The sequence below is a fragment of the Actinomycetospora chibensis genome (assembly GCF_028737215.1).
GTDB classification, from domain to species: domain Bacteria; phylum Actinomycetota; class Actinomycetes; order Mycobacteriales; family Pseudonocardiaceae; genus Actinomycetospora; species Actinomycetospora chibensis.
Window position 1 is genome coordinate 444,026 of record NZ_JAQZAM010000001.1, and the last position, 22,562, is coordinate 466,587.

The 22,562-nt window shown below is 74.0% G+C and carries 24 protein-coding genes and 1 pseudogene; 16 read left to right on the forward strand and 9 right to left on the reverse strand.

What is annotated here, in order from left to right; all coding sequences use genetic code 11:
• Nucleotides 1–4 precede the first annotated feature (4 nt).
• From PH189_RS02270 to PH189_RS02285, 4 genes are read left to right on the forward strand one after another with little or no spacing between them, the layout of a single operon-like run.
• Nucleotides 5–913 carry an acetaldehyde dehydrogenase (acetylating) gene (locus PH189_RS02270; protein ID WP_274187111.1) on the forward strand — a complete coding sequence of 303 codons (909 nt, stop codon included), beginning with the start codon at nt 5–7 and terminating at the stop codon, nt 911–913.
• Nucleotides 910–1,962: a 4-hydroxy-2-oxovalerate aldolase gene (gene dmpG / locus PH189_RS02275; protein ID WP_274187112.1), complete on the forward strand. Its 1,053-nt coding sequence runs from the start codon at nt 910–912 to the stop codon at nt 1,960–1,962. The genes PH189_RS02270 and dmpG overlap by 4 nt, the downstream gene beginning before the upstream one ends.
• Before the next feature lie 6 nt (nt 1,963–1,968).
• Nucleotides 1,969–2,382, forward strand: a complete 414-nt coding sequence (locus PH189_RS02280; RefSeq protein ID WP_274187113.1) for a tautomerase family protein — start codon at nt 1,969–1,971, stop codon at nt 2,380–2,382.
• Nucleotides 2,379–4,052, forward strand: a complete 1,674-nt coding sequence (locus tag PH189_RS02285) for a helix-turn-helix domain-containing protein (RefSeq protein ID WP_274187114.1) — start codon at nt 2,379–2,381, stop codon at nt 4,050–4,052. Before PH189_RS02280 ends, PH189_RS02285 begins: the two co-directional genes overlap by 4 nt.
• A 16-nt stretch (nt 4,053–4,068) precedes the next feature.
• Here PH189_RS02285 and PH189_RS02290 read toward each other — a convergent pair whose 3' ends face one another.
• Complete coding sequence (locus tag PH189_RS02290) at nt 4,069–4,215, reverse strand: BBE domain-containing protein (RefSeq protein WP_274187115.1); 147 nt, start codon at nt 4,213–4,215, stop codon at nt 4,069–4,071.
• Nucleotides 4,216–4,238: 23 nt separating this feature from the next.
• Nucleotides 4,239–4,445: pseudogene (locus tag PH189_RS02295) on the reverse strand (FAD-binding oxidoreductase); the annotation flags it as partial.
• A 186-nt stretch (nt 4,446–4,631) separates the two neighbouring features.
• Here PH189_RS02295 and PH189_RS02300 point away from each other — a divergent pair.
• From PH189_RS02300 to PH189_RS02315, 4 genes are all read left to right on the forward strand, one after another.
• Entirely contained in the window at nt 4,632–6,053 is a 1,422-nt protein-coding gene (locus PH189_RS02300; RefSeq protein ID WP_274187116.1) for an FAD-binding oxidoreductase, read from the forward strand.
• A gap of 47 nt (nt 6,054–6,100) precedes the next feature.
• Nucleotides 6,101–6,451, forward strand: a complete 351-nt coding sequence (locus PH189_RS02305; RefSeq protein WP_274187117.1) for an ArsR/SmtB family transcription factor — start codon at nt 6,101–6,103, stop codon at nt 6,449–6,451.
• Nucleotides 6,448–6,960 carry an SRPBCC family protein gene (locus PH189_RS02310; protein ID WP_274187118.1) on the forward strand — a complete coding sequence of 171 codons (513 nt, stop codon included), beginning with the start codon at nt 6,448–6,450 and terminating at the stop codon, nt 6,958–6,960. The genes PH189_RS02305 and PH189_RS02310 overlap by 4 nt, the downstream gene beginning before the upstream one ends.
• Nucleotides 6,961–7,089: 129 nt before the next feature.
• The gene (locus tag PH189_RS02315) at nt 7,090–7,815 is read left to right on the forward strand and encodes a pentapeptide repeat-containing protein (protein ID WP_274187119.1); all 726 of its coding nucleotides are present in this window, start codon (nt 7,090–7,092) and stop codon (nt 7,813–7,815) included.
• A 4-nt stretch (nt 7,816–7,819) separates the two neighbouring features.
• On the opposite strand, the gene PH189_RS02320 is transcribed toward PH189_RS02315, so the two are convergent.
• Complete coding sequence (locus PH189_RS02320; protein ID WP_274187120.1) at nt 7,820–8,725, reverse strand: methionyl-tRNA formyltransferase; 906 nt, start codon at nt 8,723–8,725, stop codon at nt 7,820–7,822.
• Between the two features lie 90 nt (nt 8,726–8,815).
• Between PH189_RS02320 and PH189_RS02325 the strand changes: the two genes are divergently transcribed.
• Nucleotides 8,816–9,634 carry an alpha/beta hydrolase gene (locus tag PH189_RS02325; protein WP_274187121.1) on the forward strand — a complete coding sequence of 273 codons (819 nt, stop codon included), beginning with the start codon at nt 8,816–8,818 and terminating at the stop codon, nt 9,632–9,634.
• An 82-nt stretch (nt 9,635–9,716) separates the two neighbouring features.
• Here the strand turns inward: PH189_RS02325 and PH189_RS02330 are convergent, their stop codons facing one another.
• Complete coding sequence (locus PH189_RS02330; protein ID WP_274187122.1) at nt 9,717–10,475, reverse strand: SDR family oxidoreductase; 759 nt, start codon at nt 10,473–10,475, stop codon at nt 9,717–9,719.
• Between the two features lie 107 nt (nt 10,476–10,582).
• Between PH189_RS02330 and PH189_RS02335 the strand changes: the two genes are divergently transcribed.
• The 3 genes from PH189_RS02335 to PH189_RS02345 all read left to right on the forward strand — a co-directional run bounded on the left by PH189_RS02335 (nt 10,583) and on the right by PH189_RS02345 (nt 14,898).
• Nucleotides 10,583–12,415: a PEP-utilizing enzyme gene (locus tag PH189_RS02335; RefSeq protein ID WP_274187123.1), complete on the forward strand. Its 1,833-nt coding sequence runs from the start codon at nt 10,583–10,585 to the stop codon at nt 12,413–12,415.
• Between the two features lie 20 nt (nt 12,416–12,435).
• On the forward strand, nt 12,436–13,569 hold the full coding sequence (locus tag PH189_RS02340; protein WP_274187124.1) for a PEP/pyruvate-binding domain-containing protein: 1,134 nt from the start codon (nt 12,436–12,438) through the stop codon (nt 13,567–13,569).
• Between the two features lie 111 nt (nt 13,570–13,680).
• Complete coding sequence (locus tag PH189_RS02345) at nt 13,681–14,898, forward strand: MFS transporter (RefSeq protein WP_274187165.1); 1,218 nt, start codon at nt 13,681–13,683, stop codon at nt 14,896–14,898.
• Here the strand turns inward: PH189_RS02345 and PH189_RS02350 are convergent.
• Genes PH189_RS02350 through PH189_RS02360 form a run of 3 tightly spaced genes read right to left on the reverse strand, consistent with a single transcriptional unit; the run spans nt 14,864 to nt 17,503 of the window.
• The gene (locus tag PH189_RS02350; protein ID WP_274187125.1) at nt 14,864–15,640 is read right to left on the reverse strand and encodes an IclR family transcriptional regulator; all 777 of its coding nucleotides are present in this window, start codon (nt 15,638–15,640) and stop codon (nt 14,864–14,866) included. The genes PH189_RS02345 and PH189_RS02350 overlap by 35 nt on opposite strands.
• Nucleotides 15,641–15,650: 10 nt before the next feature.
• Nucleotides 15,651–16,280, reverse strand: coding sequence for a carboxymuconolactone decarboxylase family protein (locus PH189_RS02355; RefSeq protein WP_274187126.1), 630 nt, complete (start codon nt 16,278–16,280; stop codon nt 15,651–15,653).
• Complete coding sequence (locus tag PH189_RS02360; RefSeq protein ID WP_274187166.1) at nt 16,277–17,503, reverse strand: MFS transporter; 1,227 nt, start codon at nt 17,501–17,503, stop codon at nt 16,277–16,279. Before PH189_RS02360 ends, PH189_RS02355 begins: the two co-directional genes overlap by 4 nt.
• A gap of 144 nt (nt 17,504–17,647) precedes the next feature.
• Between PH189_RS02360 and PH189_RS02365 the strand changes: the two genes are divergently transcribed.
• Nucleotides 17,648–18,622 carry a GlxA family transcriptional regulator gene (locus tag PH189_RS02365; protein WP_274187127.1) on the forward strand — a complete coding sequence of 325 codons (975 nt, stop codon included), beginning with the start codon at nt 17,648–17,650 and terminating at the stop codon, nt 18,620–18,622.
• A gap of 14 nt (nt 18,623–18,636) precedes the next feature.
• Here PH189_RS02365 and PH189_RS02370 read toward each other — a convergent pair whose 3' ends face one another.
• Entirely contained in the window at nt 18,637–19,134 is a 498-nt protein-coding gene (locus PH189_RS02370; RefSeq protein WP_274187128.1) for a MarR family winged helix-turn-helix transcriptional regulator, read from the reverse strand.
• Between the two features lie 109 nt (nt 19,135–19,243).
• On the opposite strand from PH189_RS02370, the gene PH189_RS02375 reads away from it, so the two are divergent.
• The 3 genes from PH189_RS02375 to PH189_RS02385 all read left to right on the forward strand — a co-directional run bounded on the left by PH189_RS02375 (nt 19,244) and on the right by PH189_RS02385 (nt 21,913).
• Nucleotides 19,244–20,188, forward strand: coding sequence for an NADP-dependent oxidoreductase (locus PH189_RS02375; protein ID WP_274187129.1), 945 nt, complete (start codon nt 19,244–19,246; stop codon nt 20,186–20,188).
• A gap of 94 nt (nt 20,189–20,282) precedes the next feature.
• Nucleotides 20,283–21,632, forward strand: coding sequence for a Rieske 2Fe-2S domain-containing protein (locus tag PH189_RS02380; protein WP_274187130.1), 1,350 nt, complete (start codon nt 20,283–20,285; stop codon nt 21,630–21,632).
• A gap of 26 nt (nt 21,633–21,658) precedes the next feature.
• Nucleotides 21,659–21,913, forward strand: coding sequence for a hypothetical protein (locus PH189_RS02385; protein WP_274187131.1), 255 nt, complete (start codon nt 21,659–21,661; stop codon nt 21,911–21,913).
• A gap of 374 nt (nt 21,914–22,287) precedes the next feature.
• Here the strand turns inward: PH189_RS02385 and PH189_RS02390 are convergent, their stop codons facing one another.
• The gene (locus PH189_RS02390) at nt 22,288–22,530 is read right to left on the reverse strand and encodes a hypothetical protein (RefSeq protein ID WP_274187132.1); all 243 of its coding nucleotides are present in this window, start codon (nt 22,528–22,530) and stop codon (nt 22,288–22,290) included.
• Nucleotides 22,531–22,562 lie beyond the last annotated feature (32 nt).

Here is a 22,562-nt window from a genome sequence, read left to right on the forward strand (position 1 = left end):
TTCCATGAGTGCGCCCGCGAAGGTCCCCGCCGCGATCGTCGGCCCGGGCAACATCGGCACCGACCTCCTGGCCAAGCTCGCGCGCAGTGCGCGCATCGAGGTCACCGCGATGGTCGGCGTCGTCGAGTCCGAGGGGCTGGAGCGGGCCCGGGCGATGGGCGTGCCCGCCTCGTCCGAGGGCGTCGACTGGCTCCTGCGCCAGGACCCGCTGCCCCGCATCGTCTTCGAGGCCACCTCCGCCAAGGCCCACGCGGCGAACGCGCCCCGCTACGCCGAGGCCGGCATCCGGGCGATCGACCTGACGCCGGCGCACCTCGGGCCGATGGTGTGCCCGGCGGTCAACATGCCCCACCACCTCGACGCCCCGAACGTCAACATGATCACCTGCGGCGGGCAGGCGACGATCCCGATCGTCGCCGCGGTCTCGCAGGTGGCGACGGTGGACTACGCCGAGATCGTCGCGTCGGCGGCCTCGCGCTCGGCCGGCCCGGGCACGCGCGCCAACATCGACGAGTTCACCGAGACCACGGCGAGGGCCGTCGAGGAGGTCGGGGGCGCCGCGCGGGGCAAGGCGATCATCATCCTGAACCCCGTCGAGCCACCGATGATCATGCGCGACACGGTGTTCTGCTCGCTGCCGCCCGAGGCCGACCACGACGCCGTCGCGGCGTCGGTGCACCGGATGGTCGAGCGCGTCCAGCAGTACGTGCCCGGCTACACCCTGCGCGCCGAGCCGCAGTTCGACCCACCCACCGACAAGTGGGGTGGACGAGGGCGCGTGGCGGTGTTCCTCGAGGTCAAGGGCAACGGCGACTTCCTGCCGGAGTACGCAGGCAACCTCGACATCATGACGGCCGCCGCGGCACAGGTCGGCGAGCTGGTCGCGGCGGAGATGACGGAGGCAGCGGCATGAGCGAGCGCGCGGGAGCACGGCCCGGGATCCGGCACGACGTCCGGATCACCGACACGACGCTGCGCGACGGCAGCCACGCCCAGGCCCACCAGTTCACCGAGGAGCAGGTGCGCGACACCGTCCGTGCACTGGACCGGGCCGGGGTCGAGGTCATCGAGGTGACCCACGGCGACGGGCTGGGCGGGTCGAGCTTCAACTACGGCTTCTCCCACACCGACGAGCTGAAGCTGATCGCCGCGGCCCGCGAGGAGGCCACCCAGGCCCGGATCGCGGTGCTGCTCGTCCCCGGCATCGGCACCGTCGACGATCTGCGCCGCGCCCACGACGCCGGCGCCGAGATCGTGCGCGTCGCCACCCACTGCACCGAGGCCGACGTCAGCCCGCAGCACTTCGGGGTGGCCCGCGACCTGGGCATGGAGACCGTCGGGTTCCTCATGATGGCCCACCGCACCTCACCGGAGGACCTCGCGAAGCAGGCCCGGATCATGGTCGACGCCGGCTGCCAGTGCCCGTACGTCACCGACTCGGCCGGTGCCCTGCTCATGCACGACGCCCGCGCCCGCTTCGAAGCGCTGCTCGCCGAGGTCGGCGACGAGGCCTGGGTCGGCTACCACGGCCACCAGAACCTCTCCCTCGGCGTGGCGAACTCCGTGATCGCCGCCGAGGTCGGGGTCAAGGAGATCGACGGCTCGCTCTGCGCGCTCGGCGCCGGCTCCGGCAACTCCCCCACCGAGGTGATCGCCGCCGTGTTCGACCGGATGGGCATCCGGACCGGTCTCGACGTCACCGCGCTGCTCGACGCCGCCGAGGACGTCGTGCGCCCCTACCTGCACCGCTGGCCCAAGATGGACCGCAACGCCATCACCCAGGGCTGGGCGGGCGTCTACTCCAGCTTCCTGCTCCACGCCGAGCACGCGGGCGAGCGCTACAAGGTCCCCGTCCCCGACATCCTGCGCCGCTGCGGTGAGCTCGGACTCGTCGGCGGCCAGGAGGACATGATCATCGACGTCGCCCTGGAGCTGGCGCGCGAGCGGGAGCAGGGCCGGTGACCTGACGTGCCGGTCCTCGAGGTGCACCTGGTCGACGGCGACCACTCCCCCGCCGAGCACGCCCGCCTGCTCGAGATCCTGAGCCGGCGCTACGCCGAGGTGCTCGAGTCCCCGCTCGAGCGCGTCCGGGCCTACGTGACGGTCCACGCCCGGGAGCACTGGGCGACGGGCGGCGAGACGGCCACGAATCCGGACAGTGAGCCCGCGCCCTACTTCACCGCGATCGTCCTCGAGGGCCGGCCGGTCGAGCAGCGCCACCGCCTGCTCGCCGAGCTCACCGACCTGATCGTCGATGTCCTCGGCGCGACGCGGTCGCGGGTTCGCGGCCGGATCATCCAGGTGCCGCCCGACGACTGGGCCATCGGCGGCGTGCCGGCCTCGGGGGCCCGCCGGGACGAGATCGCCGCCCGACGGAGATGAACGGCGGCGCGCGCGGCGGCCCGACCTCCCGCGCGCTCGATCGCGGTCGCGAGTCCTTCGGTCGGAGGCGGTGGGAGGACGCCTGGGCCGAGCTGTCGCACGCCGACGACGAGGGCGGGCTCGGGACCGCGGACCTCGAACGGCTCGCCGTCGCCGCGTACCTGACCGGGCGGGACGGCGAGTGCGACGCGCTCCGGGAGCGTGGTCACCGGGAGTGCCTGGAGCGCGGCGAGGACGTCGCGGCAGCCCGCTGCGCGTTCTGGCTCGGCTTCGGTCTGCTGCTGCGTGGCGAGGAGATCCGGGCCGGCGGGTGGCTGGGTCGCGCGCGCCGGCTGCTGGACGAGGGCGGACACGACTGCCCCGAACGGGGCTACCTGCTGGTGCCGGTCGCGATCGCGCAGCTGGGCGCGGGCGATCCGGCCGCCGCGCACGCCACGTACGAGCGGGTCGGCGAGCTCGGTGAGCGGTTCGGTGACCCGGACCTGTGCGCCTTCGGACGGCTCGGGCTGGGCGAGGCACAGGCCGCGGCGGGCCGGTTCTCCGAGGCCGCGGCGCTGTTCGACGAGGTGATGGTCGCCGCCACCGCGGACGAGCTGTCGCCCGTCGTCGCCGGCATCGCCTACTGCGCGGTGATCGAGGCCTGCCAGGAGATCCTCGACCTCCGGCGGGCCCGGGCGTGGACCTCGGCGCTGACACAGTGGTGCGCCGCCCAGCCCGATCTGGTTCCCTTCCGGGGCCAGTGTCTGGTGCACCGAGCCGAGATCCTGCTGCTGCAGGGCGCGTGGCCCGAGGCCGCCGCGGCGGCCGGCCAGGCCTGCGAGCGCCTCGCCGCCCCGTCGGATCGCACGGACACCGAGGCATCCGGACACCCGGCGGTGGGCGGGGCGTACTACCAGGTCGCCGAGCTGCACCGTTTGCACGGGCTGGTCGCCGAGGCGGAGGCGGCCTATCGCGAGTGCTCCCGCTGGGGCCGCCAGCCCCAGCCCGGCCTGGCGCTGTTGCGACTCGCCCAGGGCCGGGGCGACGTGGCGGCCGCGGCGTTGCGGCGTGCTCTCGCGGAGGCGCCCGCACCCGACCGGCCCGCGCTGCTGGCCGCACTCGTCGAGGTCCTCCTCGCGACGGGCGACACGCCGGCGGCCCGCGCCGCGGCGGACGAGCTCGCCGCGCTCGCCGCTCGGTCGGACGCCGAGCTGCTGCGGGCGACGGCGGCCCAGACGTCGGGTGCCGTCCTGCGCGCGGAGGGTCGTCCGGTGGAGGCGCTGGCCACCCTGCGTGCGGCCTGGCGGGGGTGGCATCAGCTCGACGTCCCCCACCGCGCGGCCAGGGTCCGGGTACTCCTCGCCATGGCCTGCCGGGATCTCGGTGACGACGACGCCGCGGAGATGGAGCTCGACGCCGCCCGGCGGGTGTTCGCCGCGCTCGGCGCCGCTCCCGACCTCGCCCGGGTGGCCGTGCTGACCCGCGCGGCGGATCCGGTGGGCGGCCTGACCGAGCGCGAGGTGCAGGTGCTCCGCCTCGTGGCGACCGGCCGGACCAACCGCGTCGTCGCCGCGGATCTGGTCCTCAGCGAGAAGACCGTCGCCCGGCACCTCGCCAACATCTTCACCAAGGTCGGCGTGTCCTCCCGCGCGGCCGCCACGGCCTACGCCTACGAGCACGGCCTCGTATAGCCCCGAGCCCGTCAGGTCAGGGCAGCACGTTGTTGTTGAGCCGGAAGGAGTTGTCCGGGTCGTCGGTCGTCTTGACCTGCCGGAGCCGCTCGAGGTTGCGACCGAAGGCGGTGCCGACGCCGGCATCGACGGCCGTGTCGTCCTGCGCCGGGTCGGTCCACATGCTGTCGAACGACACCAGGAACGGGGGCCGACCGGGTGCAGCCGGAAGGTGAACGAGGACACGATCCCGAAGTTGCCGCCGCCACCGCGCAGCGCCCAGAACAGGTCCGGGTTCTCCTCCGCCGAGGCGGTGAGGACCCGGCCGTCGGCAGTGACGACCTGGGCCTCCACCACGTTGAGGTTGCCGTATCCGCCACCGGGGGTCAGCCCGGCGACCCCGGTCTCGGAAAGTCCGCGACGGCCCCCGGTTCTTCGCCCGAGCCGCGCCTCGTCCCTCTCGGTGGCGAGTGGCCGGAAGACTCTGCACAGAACGACCCACGCGGTCCGCGCGGCCTGCACATCCCGCCCGATGCGGGGCCGTCCCCGGCCTTCCTAGCGTCGTCGGGGTCCGAGTCGCCCTGCGAGGTGAGGTCCCCGATGTCCACGACCACCGCCCGGTCCACCAGCACGCACGACGAGGTCGCGGACCGCCTCCGCGCCCGCCTGCGCGGGGCCCTGCTCCGGCCGGGCGACCCCGGGTTCGGGGACGCCACCCTGCTCTGGAACGGGCTGATCGCGAAGACCCCCGCCCTGGTGGTACGCCCCACCGGGACCGCCGACGTGGTCGCCGCGGTCGACGTCGCCCGCGAGCACGGCGTCCCGCTCTCGGTCCGGGGCGGGGGCCATCACATCGCCGGTACCGCGCTCGTCGACGGCGGGCTCACCCTCGACATGTCGGCGCTGCGCGGGGTCGACGTCGACGCGGTCGCCCGGACGGCGACGGTGCAGCCCGGGTGCGTGCTCGGCGAGGTCGACCGCGAGACCCAGCTGCACGGACTCGCGACCCCGCTCGGCTTCATCTCGGAGGTGGGGGTGGCGGGCCTGACGCTGGGCGGCGGCCTGGGCTACCTGAGCCGACGGTTCGGGTGGACGGTGGACAACCTCCTCGAGGTCGAGATCGTCACCGCCGACGGCCGGGTCCGGCGGGCGAGCCGGGATGAGTCTCCCGACCTGTTCTGGGCGATCCGCGGGGCCGGCGCCAACCTCGGCGTCGTCACCTCGTTCACGTTCCGCCTGCACGAGGTCGGGCCGATCGTCCACGGCGGGCTGATCCTGTGGCCGTTCGACCGCGCCGACGAGGTCCTCGCCGCGTACCGCACGATCGCCGCCGAGGCGCCGCGGGAGCTCAGCGTCTGGATGCTGATGCTGCACGCCCCGCCGGCACCGTTCGTCCCCCAGCCGTGGCACGGACGGAAGGTCTGCGCCATGGTCGTCTGCTTCAGCGGCGTCCCCGAGGACGCGGCTGCAGCGCTCGCACCCCTCCGGGCGCTGCCCGACCCGGTCGTCGACCTGGTCGGGCCGATGCCCTACACCGAGGTGCAGTCCTACCTGGACGACGGCGAGCCGAAGGGCCACCACTACTACTGGAAGAACGAGTTCGTCGCCGAGCTGACCGACGAACTGCTCGCGACGACGCGGGACCTGTTCGCGGAGTGCCCGATCCCGGAGGCCGAGATCGGTTTCCTCCACCTCGGCGGAGCCATCGGCGACCACGCGCACGACGACGGCGCCGTCGGCAATCGGGACGCCCGCTTCGTCTTCGGCATCACCGGCATGTGGAAGCCGGCGCACCCGGGCGCCGAGGGGTTCCCCGGCTGGGTGCGGGCCGGGTGGGAACGCGTCCGGCCGTTCTCGACCGGCGGGAACTACGTCAACTTCCAGACCGCCGACGAGGGCGACGAGAGGGTGCGGGCGACCTACGGCTCTCGGTTCGACCGCCTGCTCCGGATCAAGGAGACCTACGATCCGGACAACGTGTTCCGGTCCAACCGCAACGTGGGTCGCCGCCAACCGGGATGACCTCCATGCCTTGTGCGGAATATGCCGCATGAGGCATGCTCTTCGCCGTGACCACCGAGCCGGACACCGGGACGTGGGCGGCCCTGGCCGACCCGCACCGGCGGGCGATGCTGGGGCTGCTGCGCGAGCGGCCCCGGGCGGTCGGCGAGCTCGTCGACGCCCTGGCGCTCAGCCAGCCCAGCACGTCGAAGCACCTGCGGGTGCTGCGCGAGGCGGGGCTGGTGCGCGCGCGTGCCGACGCCCAGCGCCGGGTCTACGAGATCGACCCGGCGCCGCTGGCCGCGCTCGACGTCTGGCTGGCGCCCTACCGGCGGATGTGGTCCGACAGCCTCGACGCCCTCGAGCGGCGCCTCGACGAGACCTCCCCCCAGCCCGGCGCCTGGAAGGACACCCCGTGAACCCCACCGGCAGCTACCTCGAGATCGACGGCCGACCGGCCCTGCGCTTCGTCCGCGAGTACCAGCACCCCGCCGAGCGGGTGTTCGCGCTGCTCACCGACCCCGACGAGCTCGCGCACTGGTTCCCGGCGCGGGTCGCGACGCCGGCCTGGTCGCCGGGCGCGACGGTGACGTTCTCCTTCGAGGCCGACGATGACGGCGGGACCGGCTCGGTCCTCGCCCACGAGCCGCCGCACCGCGTCGCGTTCACGTGGGGCGGCGAAGAACTGCGGTTCGAGGTCGAGACGCTGCGCGACGGCCGGTCGCGGCTGACGTTCACCCACCTCATGGACGAGCGGGACACGGCATCGCGCAACGCCGCCGGGTGGGACGTCTGCCTCGAGGCCCTCACGGCCGCGATCGACGGGACACCCGGCACCCTGCCCGGCGGCCGCAGCCCGGAGTGGGAGGAGCTCTACGAGGGCTACGTCGCCGCCGGCGTCCCCTCGGGCGCGGCGATCCCGGGCTGAGGCACGCGCGACGGGCACGTTGCGCAGGCGGCGGAACGAGTTGATCATGCCGGACGTGCCCCTCGCCGCCGGTGGCTACCGACGGGTGGCGACCCGCGCCGTCAGCTGCGGCGGGCAGACTCGGCGCCCGTGACCGACGCCCTCGACGCCCTCGACGCCGGCCCCGAGGTGGCGGATGTCGACCTCACCGGCGCCGACCCCGAGCGCGTCCGCGACCGGCTCGAGCGCGGGCACGGCACCCCGTGGGTGCTGCGGCGCTGCGTCCTCGACGAGCTCGACCTCTCCGGGATCGACCTCACCGGGGCGACGCTCGACCGCGTCCGGGCCACTCGGGTCCGGTTGCGCGGCGCGGTGCTCGACGGGGTGCGGGTGGACGGCGGCTCCCTGGCCGCCGCCCAGATGGTCGACGCCGACCTCACCGACGCCGTCCTCACCGGCGTCGACCTGTCCCGCGCCCAGCTGGTCGGCGCCCACCTCACCGACACGGTCTTCCGCGACTGCCGGATGGTCGGCGTCGACCTCTCGGGGCTGCGCGACCTCGCGGTCACCTTCACCGTCAACGGCTGCTCGCTCGCCCTGGCCCGGCTCACCGACTCCCACCTACGCGGCTGGCGCCTCGACCGCGTCGACCTCTCCGACGCCGACCTCTCGGGCGCCGACCTGCGCGACGTCGTCCTCACCGACTCGAAGCTGCGCGGCGCCGACCTGACCCACGCCCGGCTCGCCGGGGCCGACCTTCGCGGCGCCGACCTCGGTGAGATCACTCCCGAGACGCCCGCGGTCCTGCGCGGCGCGATCGTCTCGACCGAGCAGGCCGCCGACGTCTGCCGCGCGCTGGGTCTCCAGGTGGTCTGAGTCCTCAGCTGGCCTGGGCCGCGAGCCGGTCCCCGGGCCGCAGGACGGCTCCGTCGGCGAGGTACCGGGGTCGGACCCACTCGTCGGCGGTGGCGACGAGCGGGCCCTCGTCGTCCTCGTCCACCTCGCCGGGGTGACGACCCGCGCACGACCGTCCGGTCGCCCCCACGCGGACCACCCCGATCTCGTCCGCGCCGTCGCGGAGCGTGCGCGGGACGCCCCACGGAGAGGGGTAGGGCCCGTAGTCGCAGGCCCGGACGAAGTCGACGACCTCGCGGGCCGACGCCGTCCAGGGCACCCAGCCGTCGTAGGGCACGCCGCGCCCGAAGTAGCGGCGGGCCGTGAGGTCCTGCGGGTGCCGGGGCACGACGCCGTCCTCGAGGTGACCGAGGAGCCGGTCGACGAGCTCCTGCCCGCGGGCCACGCAGCGCACCGCGACGGTGAGCGCCGTGTCGTCCGGGGTGATCGGGAAACGTACCTCGTCGACGACGTCGCCGGTGTCGATCCCGGGCTCCATCCAGTGCAGCGTCACGCCGTGCTGCTCGTGCCCCCGTGCCACGGCCCAGCTGGGGGCGTTGAGCCCGGCGACCTCGGGCAGCGGCCCGGGATGCAGGTTGAAGGCGCCGACGCGGGGCGCGTCGAGGACCTCGGGGCGCACGAGGTGCAGCGAGTGGACGTTGAGCAGGACGTCGACGCCCCGCTCGCGGAGGTCGTCGGCCAGCTCCGGGTCGCGGACGCGGTCGGCGGGAAGCGTCGGCACCCCGAGCTCCGCGGCGGCCGAGGCCACGGACACCCCGGGCGCGGTCGCGTCGCTCGCCGTCAGCACGACGCGCAGTCGGTGATCGCTGCGCGCGATGCGCTGCAGCGTGCGGACCCCCGCCGCCTCCTCGGCCACGAGCGCGACCTCCATCAGCATCACCCTTTCGTGGACATCCCTACCAGAAACAGACATATCGACGCGAAAAGGCCCCCGGGTGACGAGCTGCGGCACACTGCGCGGGTGATCCGACGCCTCGCCGTGGTCGTCGGCGTGGTCCTGACCGTCGTCGTGCTGCTCGTCGGGGGCCTCTGGCTGTTCCAGCGCGAGCTGGTCTACGTCCCCTCCCCCGGCCCGGTGCCGCCGGCGACGACGGCGGTGGCCCGCGGGCAGGACGTCGTGCTGACCACGGCCGACGGCGTGCCCCTCGGCGCGTGGTTCGTGCCCGCGAGCGGCGCCCGGCGGGACGTGACGGTGCTGGTGGCGAACGGCAACGCCGGCGACCGCTCGATGCGCGCGCCCCTCGCGGCGGCCCTGAGCGCCCAGGGTCTCGACGTCCTGCTCTTCGACTACCGCGGCTTCGGCGGCAACCCGGGGAGCCCGAGCGAGGAGGGCCTGTACGCCGACGCCCGCGCGGCGCGCGACCACCTCGTCCGCGACCGCGGCGTCCCGCCGCAGCGGATGCTCTACCTCGGCGAGAGCCTGGGGTCGGCGGTCGTCGCCCGCCTCGCGACCGAGTCACCGGTCGGCGGCATGGTCCTGCGCTCCCCGTCGGTGGACCTCCCCGCCGTCGGCGAGCGGATCTACCCCTACCTCCCGGTGCGTGCCCTGCTGACCGACCGCTTCCCGGTCGCCGAGCCGGTGGCCCGGGCCGGGGTGCCGACGACGGTCGTGCTCGGAGAATCCGACAGCCTCGTGCCGCCGACCCAGAGCCGGGCGGTGGCCGACGCCGCCGGGGCGCCCGTCGTCGCCGTCCCGGGCGCGGACCACAACGACGCGGCCCTGAGCCACGGCCCGGCGGTCGTCGACGCCGTCGTCGACCGCGCGGCGGCGCTGGGCTGAGGCGCCGGTCGGGACGAGATCACCGGACCGTGGAGCACCCTCATCGCGCCGCCGAGGTGCCCTGCGACCTGCTGATCATCGTTCAGAGGCCCCGCCGAGCCCCCATGTCCAGGGCCAGGGCCGACCCCGTGAGCGCGGAGGCCTCGGGGTCGAGGAGGGTCGCGACGGCCCAGCCGACCTGCTCGGGCGTGACCAGCGCACCCAGGGGTGATTCGGCGCGACGCTCGGCGAGGATGTCCTCCACGTCGACGCCGCGCGCCGCGGCCCGGTCGGCGGAGAGGCGGCGCAGGCGGTCGGTGTCGGCCGGGCCCGGGGCGACGAGGTGTGCGGTGATCCCCCGCGGCCCGTAGGCGTCGGCGAGCTGGCGCACGAGGTTGGCGAGCGCGGCGTTCGTGACGCCCGCACCCGGGACGTGCGGCGACGGCTCGGCGCCGTAGTGCCCGCCGAGCGCCACGAGCCGCGAGCCCTCCGCCAGCCACGGGTCGGCGGCGCGGACGAGGCGCAGCATCCCGCCGACCTTGAGCGCCACCGCCGCCCCGAGCGCCGCAGGCTCGACGACGTCCAGGCCGCCCACCGCCGGCAGGCCGGCCGCCTGCACGACCATCCCGACGGGCGCGTCCCGCGCGGCGAGGCCGTCGGCGATCGCCTGCTGGGCGCCGTCGTCGCCGATGTCCGCCGCGCACCCCACGACGCCCTCGTCGTCGGCGCTCAGGGCCTCGAGCGACGTCGCCGAGCGGGCCACGGCGAGCACCGGGACGCCCCGCGAGCGCAGCCGGCGCACGATCGCGCCCCCGAGGGCGCCGGTGGCGCCGACGACGACGGCCAACGGTTCGCTGTTCACGAGCCGCGACCCTAGGCGTCACCCGGGTAGCGCACCCACGCCGCCGTTCGGCGGGAGGCAACGTTCCCGGGGGTGGAACGTGTTGCTTGCCTCACAGTGCTCTCGGGATGAACGGTGATGTGGCGCTCATCGTCGAGGAGGAACAGATGGCCAACGTGGTGCCGGTGGACGACTTCGCCACGGGCGAGTGGTACCCGGGGTACAAGCCGGAGCACTTCGACATGCCCTGGATCGTGGACCCGGCGAGCCCGTTCAAGCCGGGCGACGAGCAGGGCTTCTGGTTCCTCGACTTCCACTGGTCGCGAGGCCTCACCCCGCTCGCCGCCACCCTGTGGAGCGGCGACGGCTACTGCTGGGGCACCCAGCACGCGGCCGAGTCCCTGCCGCTGCCCCCCGGGCGCGGCGTCTCGGCGCGCTTCGCCGGCACCCACCTCTACGGCTCGGCGCTGCCCGAGACCGACCCCCACGAGGTCGGCGCGCGGGCCAACCGCATCGCGACGAACCTGCCCCACTTCCTGCAGAACTACCGCAGCATCTGGGAGGGCGGCCGCGACGAGCTCGAGAACACCTGGCAGTACTTCCGGGGCGTCGACTTCGCCGGCACGCCCGACCTGACGGATCTGCTGGTCAAGGGCCGCCGTTACCACAAGCGGGCCATGGAGATCCACTTCGGAGTCATGTACCCGATGCTGGCGAACTTCCTGGGCTTCTACGGTGCCTGCGCCGACATGGGGATCAACCCCAACGAGATCGGCAAGTTCCTCCAGGGCGAGGACACCAAGATCATGGAGACCGACCGCGAGGTCTACCGGCTCGCCATGCGGGCCCGGGCGGCCGGACTGTCGGACGTCTTCGACACCCACGAACCGCACGAGCTGCGCGCCGCCCTCGGGCGCGAGCCCGGCGCCGGGCCCTGGCTCACCGAGTTCGACGACTTCCTGCAGGTCTACGGCTGGCGCGCCGAGGCCACCTGCGACGTCGGCGTGCCGAGCTGGATCGAGGACAACACGATCCCCCTCGGACTGATCAAGACCTTCCTCAAGAAGGACGACGAGCACGACTTCGAGGCCGCGGCCCGCAACGCGATGGCCGAGCGCGAGGAGGCCATCGAGAACGCGCGCACCGGTCTGACCCGCGAGGAGCAGGCCGTCTTCGACGCGGGGCTGCAGTCGAACCAGGAGGCGAACTTCCCCTGGTGGCAGGACGACCACAACTACTACATCGACCTCAAGGTCATGCTGCCCCTGCGGTGGGGATGCCAGGAGCTGGCCCGGCGCGAGAACGCCGACCACAAGGACGACATGCTCTACCTGTTCTGGCCGGAACTCATGGACGTGGTCAGTGGCCGCAAGCCCTATCAGGGCGAGCTGAAGAGCCTGGTCGGCGAGCGCCGCCAGTACTTCGACCACTGGCACGCCCGGCGCAGCGAGATGCCGAAGGTGCTGGGGACGATCCCCGAGGCCGTCGAGGACCCGATCCTCATCGAGATCTTCGGGCTGAACCCGGGGTCGATCAAGGCCGTGCAGAACCCCGACGCCGCCACGCAGACGGTGATGAAGGGTGTCCCCGCCGCCAAGGGCACCGCGCGCGGCATCGCCCGCGTCCTGCAGTCCTCCGACGAGATGCACCGCCTCGAGCCCGGCTCGATCCTGGTCTGCGAGTCGACGTCGCCGAGCTGGACGCCGGTCTTCGGCAAGATCGCCGGCGCGGCCTGCGACGGCGGCGGGATGCTCTCCCACGCCGCGATCGTCGGCCGCGAGTACGGCGTCCCCACCGTCACCGCGCTGGGCGTCGCCACGATCTCGATCGCCGACGGCGACGAGATCGAGGTGGACGGCACCACCGGCACGGTCACCATCCTGAACAAGGCAGCCACGACATCTGCAGCCACCACCACACCGGCACCCACCGCCGACGCCCCCGCGGGAGTCGCCGGGTGACCGCCGCCCCGGAGGTACCCATGACCGCGGCCGACATCAGCGAGCCCGACGCCGCCGGCGAGGGCACCACCCACAGCTGCGACGCCGTCGTCTGGATCGACGAGGTGGATCCGCGGCAGGCGATCGCGGCCGGCGGCTCGAAGATGGGCCGGCTCGCCGAGCTGATGCAGTCGGGCGTGCAGGTCCCCCAGGGCTTCGCCGTCACCGTCGACGCCTACTCCCGGCACTGCCGCGAGTCGGGTCTCGACGAGCGGATCGACGCGGTGATCGAGCGGCTCGGGTCGTCCCCGACCGACGCCGAGGTGGAGTCGGCGTCGGCGGAGATCCGCCAGATGTTCCGCGAGACCCCGGTGGGGGCCGACCTGACGGGTCGCCTCACCGAGGCCTACGAGGAGCTGTGCCTGCGGGCCGTCGACGTCAACGTGCCGGTCGCGGTGCGCTCGTCGGCGACGGGCGAGGACGCCTCCGACGCCTCGTTCGCGGGGATCTTCGACACCTACCTCGGGGTCTCGGGCATCGAGCGGGTGCTCGACGCGGTCCGCAACTGCTGGGGCTCGCTGTTCACCGGCCGTGCGCTCGCCTACCGGCTACGCAAGGGCATCAGCCACCATGCGATGCCGATCGCCGTCGGGGTCATCGAGCTCATCCACGCCCGCGCGTCGGGGGTGGCGTTCTCGGTGCACCCCGTCACCGGCAAGTCCGACCGCATCGTCGTCGAGACCAGTTGGGGCTGGGGCGAGGCGATCGTGCAGGGTCTCGTGGACCCCGACCACGTCGAGATCGGCAAGGCCGACGGGCGGGTGCTCAAGTACGACGTCGCGCACAAGCGGATCGTCTCGGCGTTCGACTTCGCGGTCGGCGCGGTCACCGAGATCGACATGCCGGCCAAGCTCGCCGACCGGCGGGTGCTCGACGAGGAGCAGGTCGGGGCGATCGCCTCGGCGGTGCGCTCGATCGAGGAGCACTACGGCTACCCCGTCGACGTCGAGTGGGTGATCGGTCGTCACCGTCGTGCGGGCGACCCGGTGTGCATCGTGCAGACCCGGCCGGTGACGGTGACCGCGGCGCCGGAGGAGGCCACCCCGGCCACCTACGACCCGGTGGCCCTGGCGCAGAAGTACCTCTTCTCCGGGAAGCCCATTCCAGGGCGGTAGCCACGTGCGTGATCCGGGTCGCCCTGGCGACCCGGATCACGCACGTGCGCTTGCGCCTCCCGTGGCCGGGGAACACGCCCCCCGTCGTGCACGACCGGACGGAGGACCGCCATCAGCTCGTCGGCCGAGACCACCACCCGTCCCGCGCGGGGCCTCCGCGGACCGACCGCGGCCGCCGTCGTCGCCCTCGCCTTCCTCATCACGATGCTCGGCGCCACGCTGCCGACGCCGCTCTACCCGATCTATGAGCAGGAGCTCGGGTTCGGCGGGGTGATGGTGACGCTGATCTTCGCGGCGTACGCGGTCGGCGTCACCGGGGCGCTCGTGCTCTTCGGGCGGCTCTCCGACCAGGTCGGCCGCCGCGCCGTCCTGCTCCCGGGCCTCGCGCTCGCCGCGATCTCCAGCGCCGTCTTCCTCATCCCCGACAACATCCCGACGCTGTTCGTCGGCCGCGTGCTCTCGGGCCTCTCGGCCGGCATCTTCACGGCGACGGCCACCGCGGCGCTCGTCGACCTGGCCCCGGAGGACCGCCGCCACCGCTACAGCCTGCTCGCCGCCGCGGTGAACATGCTGGGGCTGGGGCTCGGGCCGGTCGTCGCGGGGGCGCTTGCCGAGTACGCGCCGGCGCCGCTGTTCCTGCCCTACCTCGTCCACATCGGGCTCGTGCTGGTCGTGAGCGTGTTCGCCTCCGCGCTGGTCGAGCCGATCGAGACGCCCGAGGGACCGGTGCGCTGGCGTCCGCAACGGGTGTCGGTGCCGCCCGAGGTGCGCGGGGTGTTCGTGAGCGCGGCCATCGCGGGCTTCGCGGGGTTCGCCGTCCTCGGGCTGTTCACCGCCGTCTCGCCCGCCTTCCTGACCCAGGTCCTCGGCGTGCAGAACCACCTCGCGATCGGCCTCGTCGTCTTCACCCTGTTCGGGGCGTCGACGGTGGGCCAGATCGCGTCGTCCCGGCTGACCGAGCGCCCGGCGCTGCTGGTCGGGTGCGCCACCCTCGTCGCCGGCGTGCTCGTCGTCGGCGCCGCCGTCGTGCTGGCGTCGCTCCCGCTCTTCGTCGCCGGCGCGGCCGTCGCGGGCGTCGGGCAGGGCATGAGCTTCCGCGCGGGGCTGGGTGCGGTGAACGCCGGCAGCCCGCCGGAGCGCCGCAGCGAGGTGGCGTCGAGCTTCTTCCTCGTCCTCTACGTCGGCATCTCGCTGCCGGTGATCGGCGAGGGCCTCGCGTCGGCGGCGTTCGGGCTCGTGGTGTCCGGCGTGGTGTTCGCGGGCCTCGTCGCGCTGCTGGGCCTCGTCGCCTTCGTCAGCCTCCTGCGGCGGCGCGCAGTCGCATCGTGATCACGCCGGCCGCATCGGTCACCAGTGTCGTGTAGCGGCGCAGGGTCCCCGCGGCCGCCCGCTCGACGGGGGCCGCGACGCTCAGCGCGGCGATCGCCGCCCCCGCGCCGTCGCGCACCGCCGCGCCCACCGAGACGACGCCGAGCCGGCTCTCCTCCCGGTTGTCCGCCCACCCGCGCTCGGCGATCTCGCGCAGGCGCCGGCGCAGGGTCGCCGGGTCGGTGATCGAGTGCGGCGTCGGGCGCTCCGGGGTCCACCGGGCCAGGCGGGCGTCGAGCTCGTCGGCCGGGAGCGCGGCCAGCAGCACCTTGCCCGTGCTCGTCGTCGTCGCCGGCAACCGCGTGCCGACGCGCGCGAAGATGCGGACGGTGTACGGGCTCTCCAGGCGCTCGACGTACACCGAGTCCATGCCGTCGAGCACCGCGAGCTGCACGGTCTCCCCCGTCGCGTGGCGCAGCCCGGCCATCGCGGGCATCGCCGCCTCGTGCAGCCCGACGTGCGGGGCGACGCTCGCGCCGAGCTCGTGCACGGCCAGCCCGAGGCGGTAGGTCCCCTCCGGGCTGCGCTCGAGCAGGCGCTCGTCGGTCAGGGTCGCGAGCAGCCGGTGCACGGTGCTGGTGCCGAGTCCCAGGCGGCGGGCGAGCTCGGCGACCCCCAGCTCGCGGTCGGCGACCGAGAACTCCTTGAGCAGCCGCGCGGCGTTGCGCACCGAGCTCAGCTCCCAGCTCGGTCGTTCGGCCACGCTCGGGACGCTAATCGGGGATCGGCGGCGCCGGGACCTCGAAGGCATTGAGCAGCGCCGAGGTCGCGAGGTACATGCCCGTGAGGTGGACCATGTCGAGCACCCCGTCGCGGCCGAAGGCCTCCTCGGCGGCGGCGTAGGTCGCGTCGGACACCCGGTGGGTGCGGACGAGCTCGTCGGTGAAGCGGTGGGCGGCGAGCTCGTCGGGGGCCCAGTCGTCGGTCGAGCCGTCGGTCTCCCCCGAGCGCAGCCCGGCGATCACCGTCTCCGAGAGCCCCACGGTCCGGGCCACGGCGACGTGGGCGTAGATCTCGTAGTCGGCCTGCCACGCGACACCGACGGTGAGGATGACGACCTCGCGGATCGTCGGCGACAGCGACGATCCGCGCTGGTCGGTCTGCACCCACTGGTTGAACGCCCGGCCGGGCGCCGGTCGGAGGGTGAACGCGTTGAACGGACCGATGAGCCCGCCCTGATCGTCGGTCGGGGCGAACCCGGAGCGCTCGGCCCAGCGCGCGGAGCGCCCGACGATCTCGTCGCGGGCGGCGCGCTGGTCGTCGTCGAGGTCGATCGCCTCGTTGCGGGGCAGTCGCCCGCCCCAGTCCCGGTCGTCGGCGCCCGGGTGCACGGAGATCGTCATCTCGTCGACGCTAGTGCTCCCGTCCGGCGGACCGCGAGCGAGAGCCCGGCGGCCACGACGCAGAGCGCGCCTGCGCCCCACCACGCCCCGTCGTAGGCGCCGGTGAGGTCGCGGACCAGCCCGGCCCCGACGGCCGCGATCGCGGAGCCGACCTGGTGGGCGGCGAACACCCAGCCGAAGACGATCGGCGCCCGCGCCCCGAACCGCTCGCGGCACAGCGCCACGGTCGGCGGCACGGTGGCGACCCAGTCGAGGCCGTAGAAGATGATGAAGGCCCAGAGCGGTGGGGCCGCGGACGGCGCGAGCAGGAACGGCAGGAACGCCAGGGACACGCCGCGCAGCACGTAGTAGACGGCGAGCAGCTTGCGCGGGTCGACACGGTCGGTGAACCAGCCCGACGCGATGGTGCCCAGGACGTCGAACACGCCGACGACGGCGAGCAGGCCGGCCGCGGTGGTGGCGGGCATGCCGTGGTCGTGCGCGGCGGGCACGAAGTGGGTGTTGAGCAGGCCGACGGTCGTCGCCCCGCAGATCGCGAACCCGCCCGCGAGCAGCCAGAACGTGCCCGTGCGGGAGGCGTCGCGCAGCACGGTGAGGGTGCGGCGGACCGCGCCGCCGACGACCACCTCCTCGGGCGCCACGTCGCCGGGCGCGGCGCCGTGGGCGAGCGTCCCGACGTCCGAGGGCCGGTTGCGCAGGAACAGCAGCACCAGCGGCACGACGAGCAACGCGCCCGCCGCGATCAGCAGCGACGCCGCGCGCCAGCCCACCGACCCGGCGAGCGACGCCATGAGCGGCAGGAACACGAGGCCACCGGCCGCCTGCGCCGCGGTGAGCACCCCGGAGACCAGCCCGCGCCGGCGCACGAACCACCGCCCGGTGACGACGGCGACGAACGCGAGCGCCATCGACCCGGTGCCCACACCGACGAGGACGCCCCAGAGCAGGACGAGCTGCCAGACCTCCGACATGAACACCGTCAGCCCACTGCCCGCCGCCACGAGCACCAGGGCGACGGAGACGACGCGGCGCATGCCGAAGCGCTCCATCAGCGCCGCCGCGAAGGGCGACATCACGCCGTAGAGCAGCAGGTTCAGCGACACCGCCGACGAGATCGTCGCCGTGGACCAGCCGAACTCGGCGTGCAGCGGGTCGATGAACACCCCGGGCGCCGACCGGAACCCCGACGCCCCGAGCAGGGTGACGAACGCCGTCGCCGCCACGGCCCAGGGCCAGGCGGAGGGACGGGCCGGCGGGTCGGCGGCGGGCGGGGAGTCGGGCCGCGTCTCGGTCACGAGCAGAGAGCCTGCGCGAGGAACGATCGTCGAACCAGTGGCCTGAACGCCACAACGTGCAAGAATCCGGCCATGCCCGCTCCCGACGGCCGTCACGTCGTCGCCGTCCTCGCCCTGCCCGAGGTCGTCGGCTTCGACCTGCAGATCCCGCCGCAGGTCTTCGGCTCCGCGGAGAGAGACGGCGCACCGCTCTACGACGTGCGCGTGTGCGGGCTCGAGCCCGGCGCGGTCCGCTCGACGGCGGGCTTCTCCCTGCTGCTCGACCACGGGCCGGAGGCCCTCGTCGCCGCGGACACCGTCATCGTCCCCGGCACCCATTACGTCCCGGCCCGCCGCGACGGGGTCCTGCCGCGGGAGCTGCATGCCGCCCTCGACGCGGTGCCCGACGGCGTCCGCTGGATGTCGATCTGCACCGGCGCCTTCGTGCTCGCCGCGGCCGGGCGGCTCGACGGCCGGAAGGTCACGACCCACTGGGCCCGCGCCGACGACCTGCGCCGCCTGCACCCCCACCTCGACGTCGACGAGTCGGTGCTCTTCGTCGACGACGGCGACGTCGCCACCTCCGCGGGCCTCGCCGCAGGGCTGGACCTCAGCCTGCACGTCCTGCGCCGCGACCACGGCACCGAGGTGGCCAACGCCGTGGCCCGACACCTCGTGGTCGCGCCGTGGCGCGACGGCGGGCAGGCCCAGTTCATCGACCATCCCCTGCCGGCCGCCGCCGCGGAGGGCGCGACGAGCGCGGTGCGGACGTGGGCGCTCGAGCACCTCGACGCCGACCTGGACGTCGCCGGGCTCGCGGCCCGCGCGTCGATGAGCGTGCGGACCTTCACCCGCCGCTTCCGCGCGGAGACCGGTACGTCACCGCACGCCTGGCTCGTCGCGCAGCGGGTCGCGCGGGCACGCCGCCTGCTCGAGGGCAGCGACCTGCCCGTCGACCGGGTCGCCACCGCCGCCGGCCTGGGGACGGCCGCATCCCTGCGGGCCCACCTCGCCGACGACGTCGGCCTGTCCCCGCTCGCCTACCGGCGGCGCTTCCGGCGAGCCTGACCCGGCGCCGGAGCTCACGTCCGACGACGCCGCGCCCGGCCCGACCGCGGCGGGGCCGCGCGCATGTGGTCGCGCACCGGCCCCAGCAGGTCGGCCAGCCGCTGCGCGTCGGCCCGCGAGAGCGGCTCGAAGAGCATCTGCCCGACGACCTCCTCGTGGCCCGGGAGCACCCTCGCGACGAGCGCGCGGCCGGCCTCGGTGATGGTGAGGGTGACGCCGCGCTCGTCGTCCACCGACGGCGCGCGGGCGACCAGGCCGGCCTTCTCGAGCAGGCCGGCCTGGTAGGTCAGGCCGCTGCGGCTGTGGACGATGGCGTCGGCCAGGTCGGTCATGCGGTGGCTGCCCGTCGGGGACAGCCGCAGGCGCATGAGGATCTGGAACCGCACGAAGGTCAGGCCGCCCGCCTCGCGCAGCTGCTGCTCGATCGCGTACCGCAGCAGGTCGGACACCTCGACCAGGGCGAAGTACGCGCCGAGCTGCACCGGGTCGACGGCGTGCGGCGGCTCGGTCACGCCGGGAGTCTACTTGCTTCGAGTTCGAAGCATAGCTAGCGTCGGGGGCGCTTCGAGTTCGAAGCACCCGGCGGTACCAGCCAGTGACACCATGAAGCGAGGCCCGGACGTGAAGGCAGTGCGTTTCCACGAGTACGGCGGCCCGGACGTGCTCCGGTACGAGGACGTCGAGCAGCCCGTCCCCGGGCCCGGGGAGGTGCGGGTGCGGGTCGCGGCCACGACCTTCAACCTCGTCGACGACGGCATCCGCGGCGGCTACCTGCAGGGCCCCTTCCCGGTGGCGCTGCCGCACACGCCGGGCATCGAGGTCTCGGGCACGGTCGACGCGCTCGGCGCCGGCGTCGAGGGACCGTCCGCCGGCGCCGAGGTCGTGGCCTTCCTGCCGATGGTCGCGGACGGCGCTGCCGCCGAGTACGTCGTCGCACCGGCCGAGGTGCTGACGCGGGCGCCGTCGGGCGTCGAGCTCACCGACGCCGCCGCCCTGCCGATGGTGGGCCTCACCGCCTGGCAGGCGCTGGTCGACGACGCGAAGCTGACGGCCGGGCAGCGCGTCCTGATCAACGGCGCGGGTGGGGCCGTGGGCGGCTACGCCGTGCAGCTCGCGAAGCACGCCGGGGCCCACGTCATCGCGGTCGGCAGCCCGCGCAGCAGCGCGGCGCTGCGCTCGGCGGGCGCCGACGAGGTCGTCGACCACACCACCACCGACGTGACCGATGCGGTGACCGAGCCGGTCGACGTCCTGCTCAACCTCGCCTCGATCTCCCCGGAGGAGCTGGGCGCGCTGGTCGGCCTCGTCCGGGAGGGCGGCGTCGTCGTGAACACCGTGCCCGGGACGCCGGCACCCGCCGACGAGGCGCGCGGCGTGCGGGCGGTCGACGTCTTCGTCCGCAACGACGCCGAGCAGCTGGCGCACCTCGTCGCCCTGGTCGAGGCGGGCGACCTGCGGATCGACGTCGCCCGGCGGGTGCCGCTGGCGGAGCTCGCGGGCGTCCACGCCGAGGCGGACGCGGGCACCCTGCGCGGCAAGGTGGTCGTCGTGCCGACCCCGGCCTGACCGGGGTCCATCCCGCGGAGAGGGACACAGCCCTTCTCGTGGTCCCGTCGGCTCCCTAGCGTCGTGGACACCGCCACACGCCCCGGAGGGCCCCATGCTGACCGCCGAGCAGAACGAGGAACTCACGGCCGTCGAGGCCGGTACGCCGATGGGCGAGGTGCTGCGCCGCTACTGGTACCCGGTGGCCTTCGCCCGGGAGCTCCAGGAGTTCCCCGTCAAGCGCGTCGAGCTGCTCGGCGAGTTCTTCGCGCTCTGGCGCTCCCCGTCGGGCCGCTACGGGATCATCCCGGAGCCCTGCCCGCACCGGAAGGCGTCGATGGCCTACGGCGTCGTCGAGGGCGACGGCCTGCGATGCCCGTACCACGGCTGGAAGTTCGACACCGACGGCGCGTGCACCGACCAGCCGGCGGAGAAGGAGAACACCAACTTCGCCGAGCGCGTGCGCGCCACCGCCGGGAAGGTCGAGGAGCTCGGCGGGCTCGTGTGGGCCTACATCGGGCCGGACCCGGCGCCGCTGCTCCCCCGCTTCGACGTCTACGTCATGGACGGATACCGCGACATCGGCTGGGCCGACATCCCCTGCAACTACGTGCAGGTCATGGAGAACGCGGTCGACCCGCACCACGTCGAGCACCTGCACGGCCGCTACTTCGAGTTCATCGGCAACCACGAGGGCTTCGTCGCCCCGGCGTCGTTCGGCAAGAAGCACCAGCGCATCGGCTTCGACGCGTTCGAGTGGGGCATCATCAAGCGCCGCGTGCTCGCCGGTGCGTCGGAGGACAACGACGACTGGAAGGTCGGGCACCCGCTCGTCTTCCCGTACAACATGCGCGTCGGCGGCGGCGGCATCCACCAGATGCAGATCCGCGTGCCGATCAACCGGACGACCACCCGGTTCATGCTCTACACCGTCCACGCTCCCGAGGGCTACGAGCCGGTCGAGCAGCAGACGGTGCCCGACTACGAGATCCCGGTGTTCGACGAGCGCGGCCATCACGTCGTGAACTACGTCGAGGGCCAGGACATCATGGCCTGGTGCACCCAGGGTCGGATCACCGACCGGACCACGGAGCACCTCGGACGCTCGGACATCGGCGTCGCGCTGCTGCGCAAGATGTTCCGGCAGTCGATGCAGGCCGTCGCCAAGGGCGAGGACCCGCTGGGCACGATCCGCGAGCCCCACGAGCGCATCGACCTGCCCTGCGAGAAGGACAAGTTCCACGCCGGTGGCGCCGAGTTCGCCCTCGACTTCTGCAACATGGGATCGACGCGGTACTCCCCCGACCTCGAGGCCATCCGGCAGGTGCACATCTCCGCGGCGGCACGCGTGGCGGCGGACAAGGAGGCCGGCCGCACGTCCTTCACCCCCGTGGGCGGCATCGGCACGGCCACGCTCGCTCCGGAGACCTCCGCGCAGGTGGACTCGGGGACGATCCCTCGGTGAGGCCGTCTCGTGGGAGCCCCGCCGACATGACCCGAGCCGACGTGACCCCAGCCGACGGCTCGCCCGGCGCCCGCATCGACCGGCGGTTCGCCGCCGACGTCGAGGCCCATCGTCGCGACGCCCCGCGGTTCTGTCCGCAGTGCGCGCGCGACCTGGGGCTCGCGAACGAGTTCTGGGAGGGCGACCAGCGCCGGTTCTACTGCTGGTGCGCGACCTGCGACTGGACGGGCGAGGTCACCACCACCGGCGAGACGGCGATCGGGCACGAGCCCGAGCACTGAGCCTGCGCTCCGAGGGGGACGCGCGGTCGCCCGCCGGGGCGCGGTTGTGGGTCGATGTCTGCGCGCGCGCAGGACGGCGCCGACAGGACCTGAGTCGTCCTCGCCCGGACGAGTACCTCCCTCCTCGGGGCGGTCGTTACCTCCTCGTGACCCTCTGGGGTCAGGGCCACCACCACGGGGGAGACATCAGTGAGCAGCCATAGCAGCCATCGCAGCGCGGGCAGCCCGAGCCGCCCGGGCAGGCCGTGGTCCCGGGGTCGAGGGCCCTGGATCATCGCGACCGTCGTCCTGTTCTTCGCTGCCCTCGGCTCGTGCGGCGGCAGCGCGACCCCGAACGCCGCACCGGCCGTCCCGCCACCACCCGTCACGAGCACCTACGTCTCGACGGTGTACCTACCGCCGCCGGCCGCGACGAGCACCTCGAGCGGCGCAGGGGCCGGTGCCGGGGCCGGGGTCGGTGCGGGAGCCGGTCTCGGCTCCGACGACGACGACAGCAGCTCGCGGCGCACCGGCTCGTCCTCGAGCGACGGCGGCAGCAGCAGCGGGAGCAGCAGCGGTAGCGGCCGGTACGCCTGCGGCCCCGGCGACCGTGACGGGGACGGCGACGGCCGCTGCAACGAATAGCGCTGCGGACGAGACGCACGAGCCC

Coding starts and splice junctions, on each gene's coding strand:
- PH189_RS02385 (WP_274187131.1), top strand. CDS start 21,659: ATGACCCGAGCCGACGTGACCCCAGCCGACGGCTCGCCCGGCGCCCGC.
- PH189_RS02340 (WP_274187124.1), top strand. CDS start 12,436: ATGACCGCGGCCGACATCAGCGAGCCCGACGCCGCCGGCGAGGGCACC.
- PH189_RS02355 (WP_274187126.1), bottom strand. CDS start 16,280: ATGACGATCTCCGTGCACCCGGGCGCCGACGACCGGGACTGGGGCGGG.
- PH189_RS02290 (WP_274187115.1), bottom strand. CDS start 4,215: ATGTGGACCGACCCGGCGCAGGACGACACGGCCGTCGATGCCGGCGTC.
- PH189_RS02380 (WP_274187130.1), top strand. CDS start 20,283: ATGCTGACCGCCGAGCAGAACGAGGAACTCACGGCCGTCGAGGCCGGT.
- PH189_RS02335 (WP_274187123.1), top strand. CDS start 10,583: ATGAACGGTGATGTGGCGCTCATCGTCGAGGAGGAACAGATGGCCAAC.
- PH189_RS02300 (WP_274187116.1), top strand. CDS start 4,632: ATGTCCACGACCACCGCCCGGTCCACCAGCACGCACGACGAGGTCGCG.
- PH189_RS02285 (WP_274187114.1), top strand. CDS start 2,379: ATGAACGGCGGCGCGCGCGGCGGCCCGACCTCCCGCGCGCTCGATCGC.
- PH189_RS02320 (WP_274187120.1), bottom strand. CDS start 8,725: ATGGAGGTCGCGCTCGTGGCCGAGGAGGCGGCGGGGGTCCGCACGCTG.
- dmpG (WP_274187112.1), top strand. CDS start 910: ATGAGCGAGCGCGCGGGAGCACGGCCCGGGATCCGGCACGACGTCCGG.
- PH189_RS02270 (WP_274187111.1), top strand. CDS start 5: ATGAGTGCGCCCGCGAAGGTCCCCGCCGCGATCGTCGGCCCGGGCAAC.
- PH189_RS02365 (WP_274187127.1), top strand. CDS start 17,648: ATGCCCGCTCCCGACGGCCGTCACGTCGTCGCCGTCCTCGCCCTGCCC.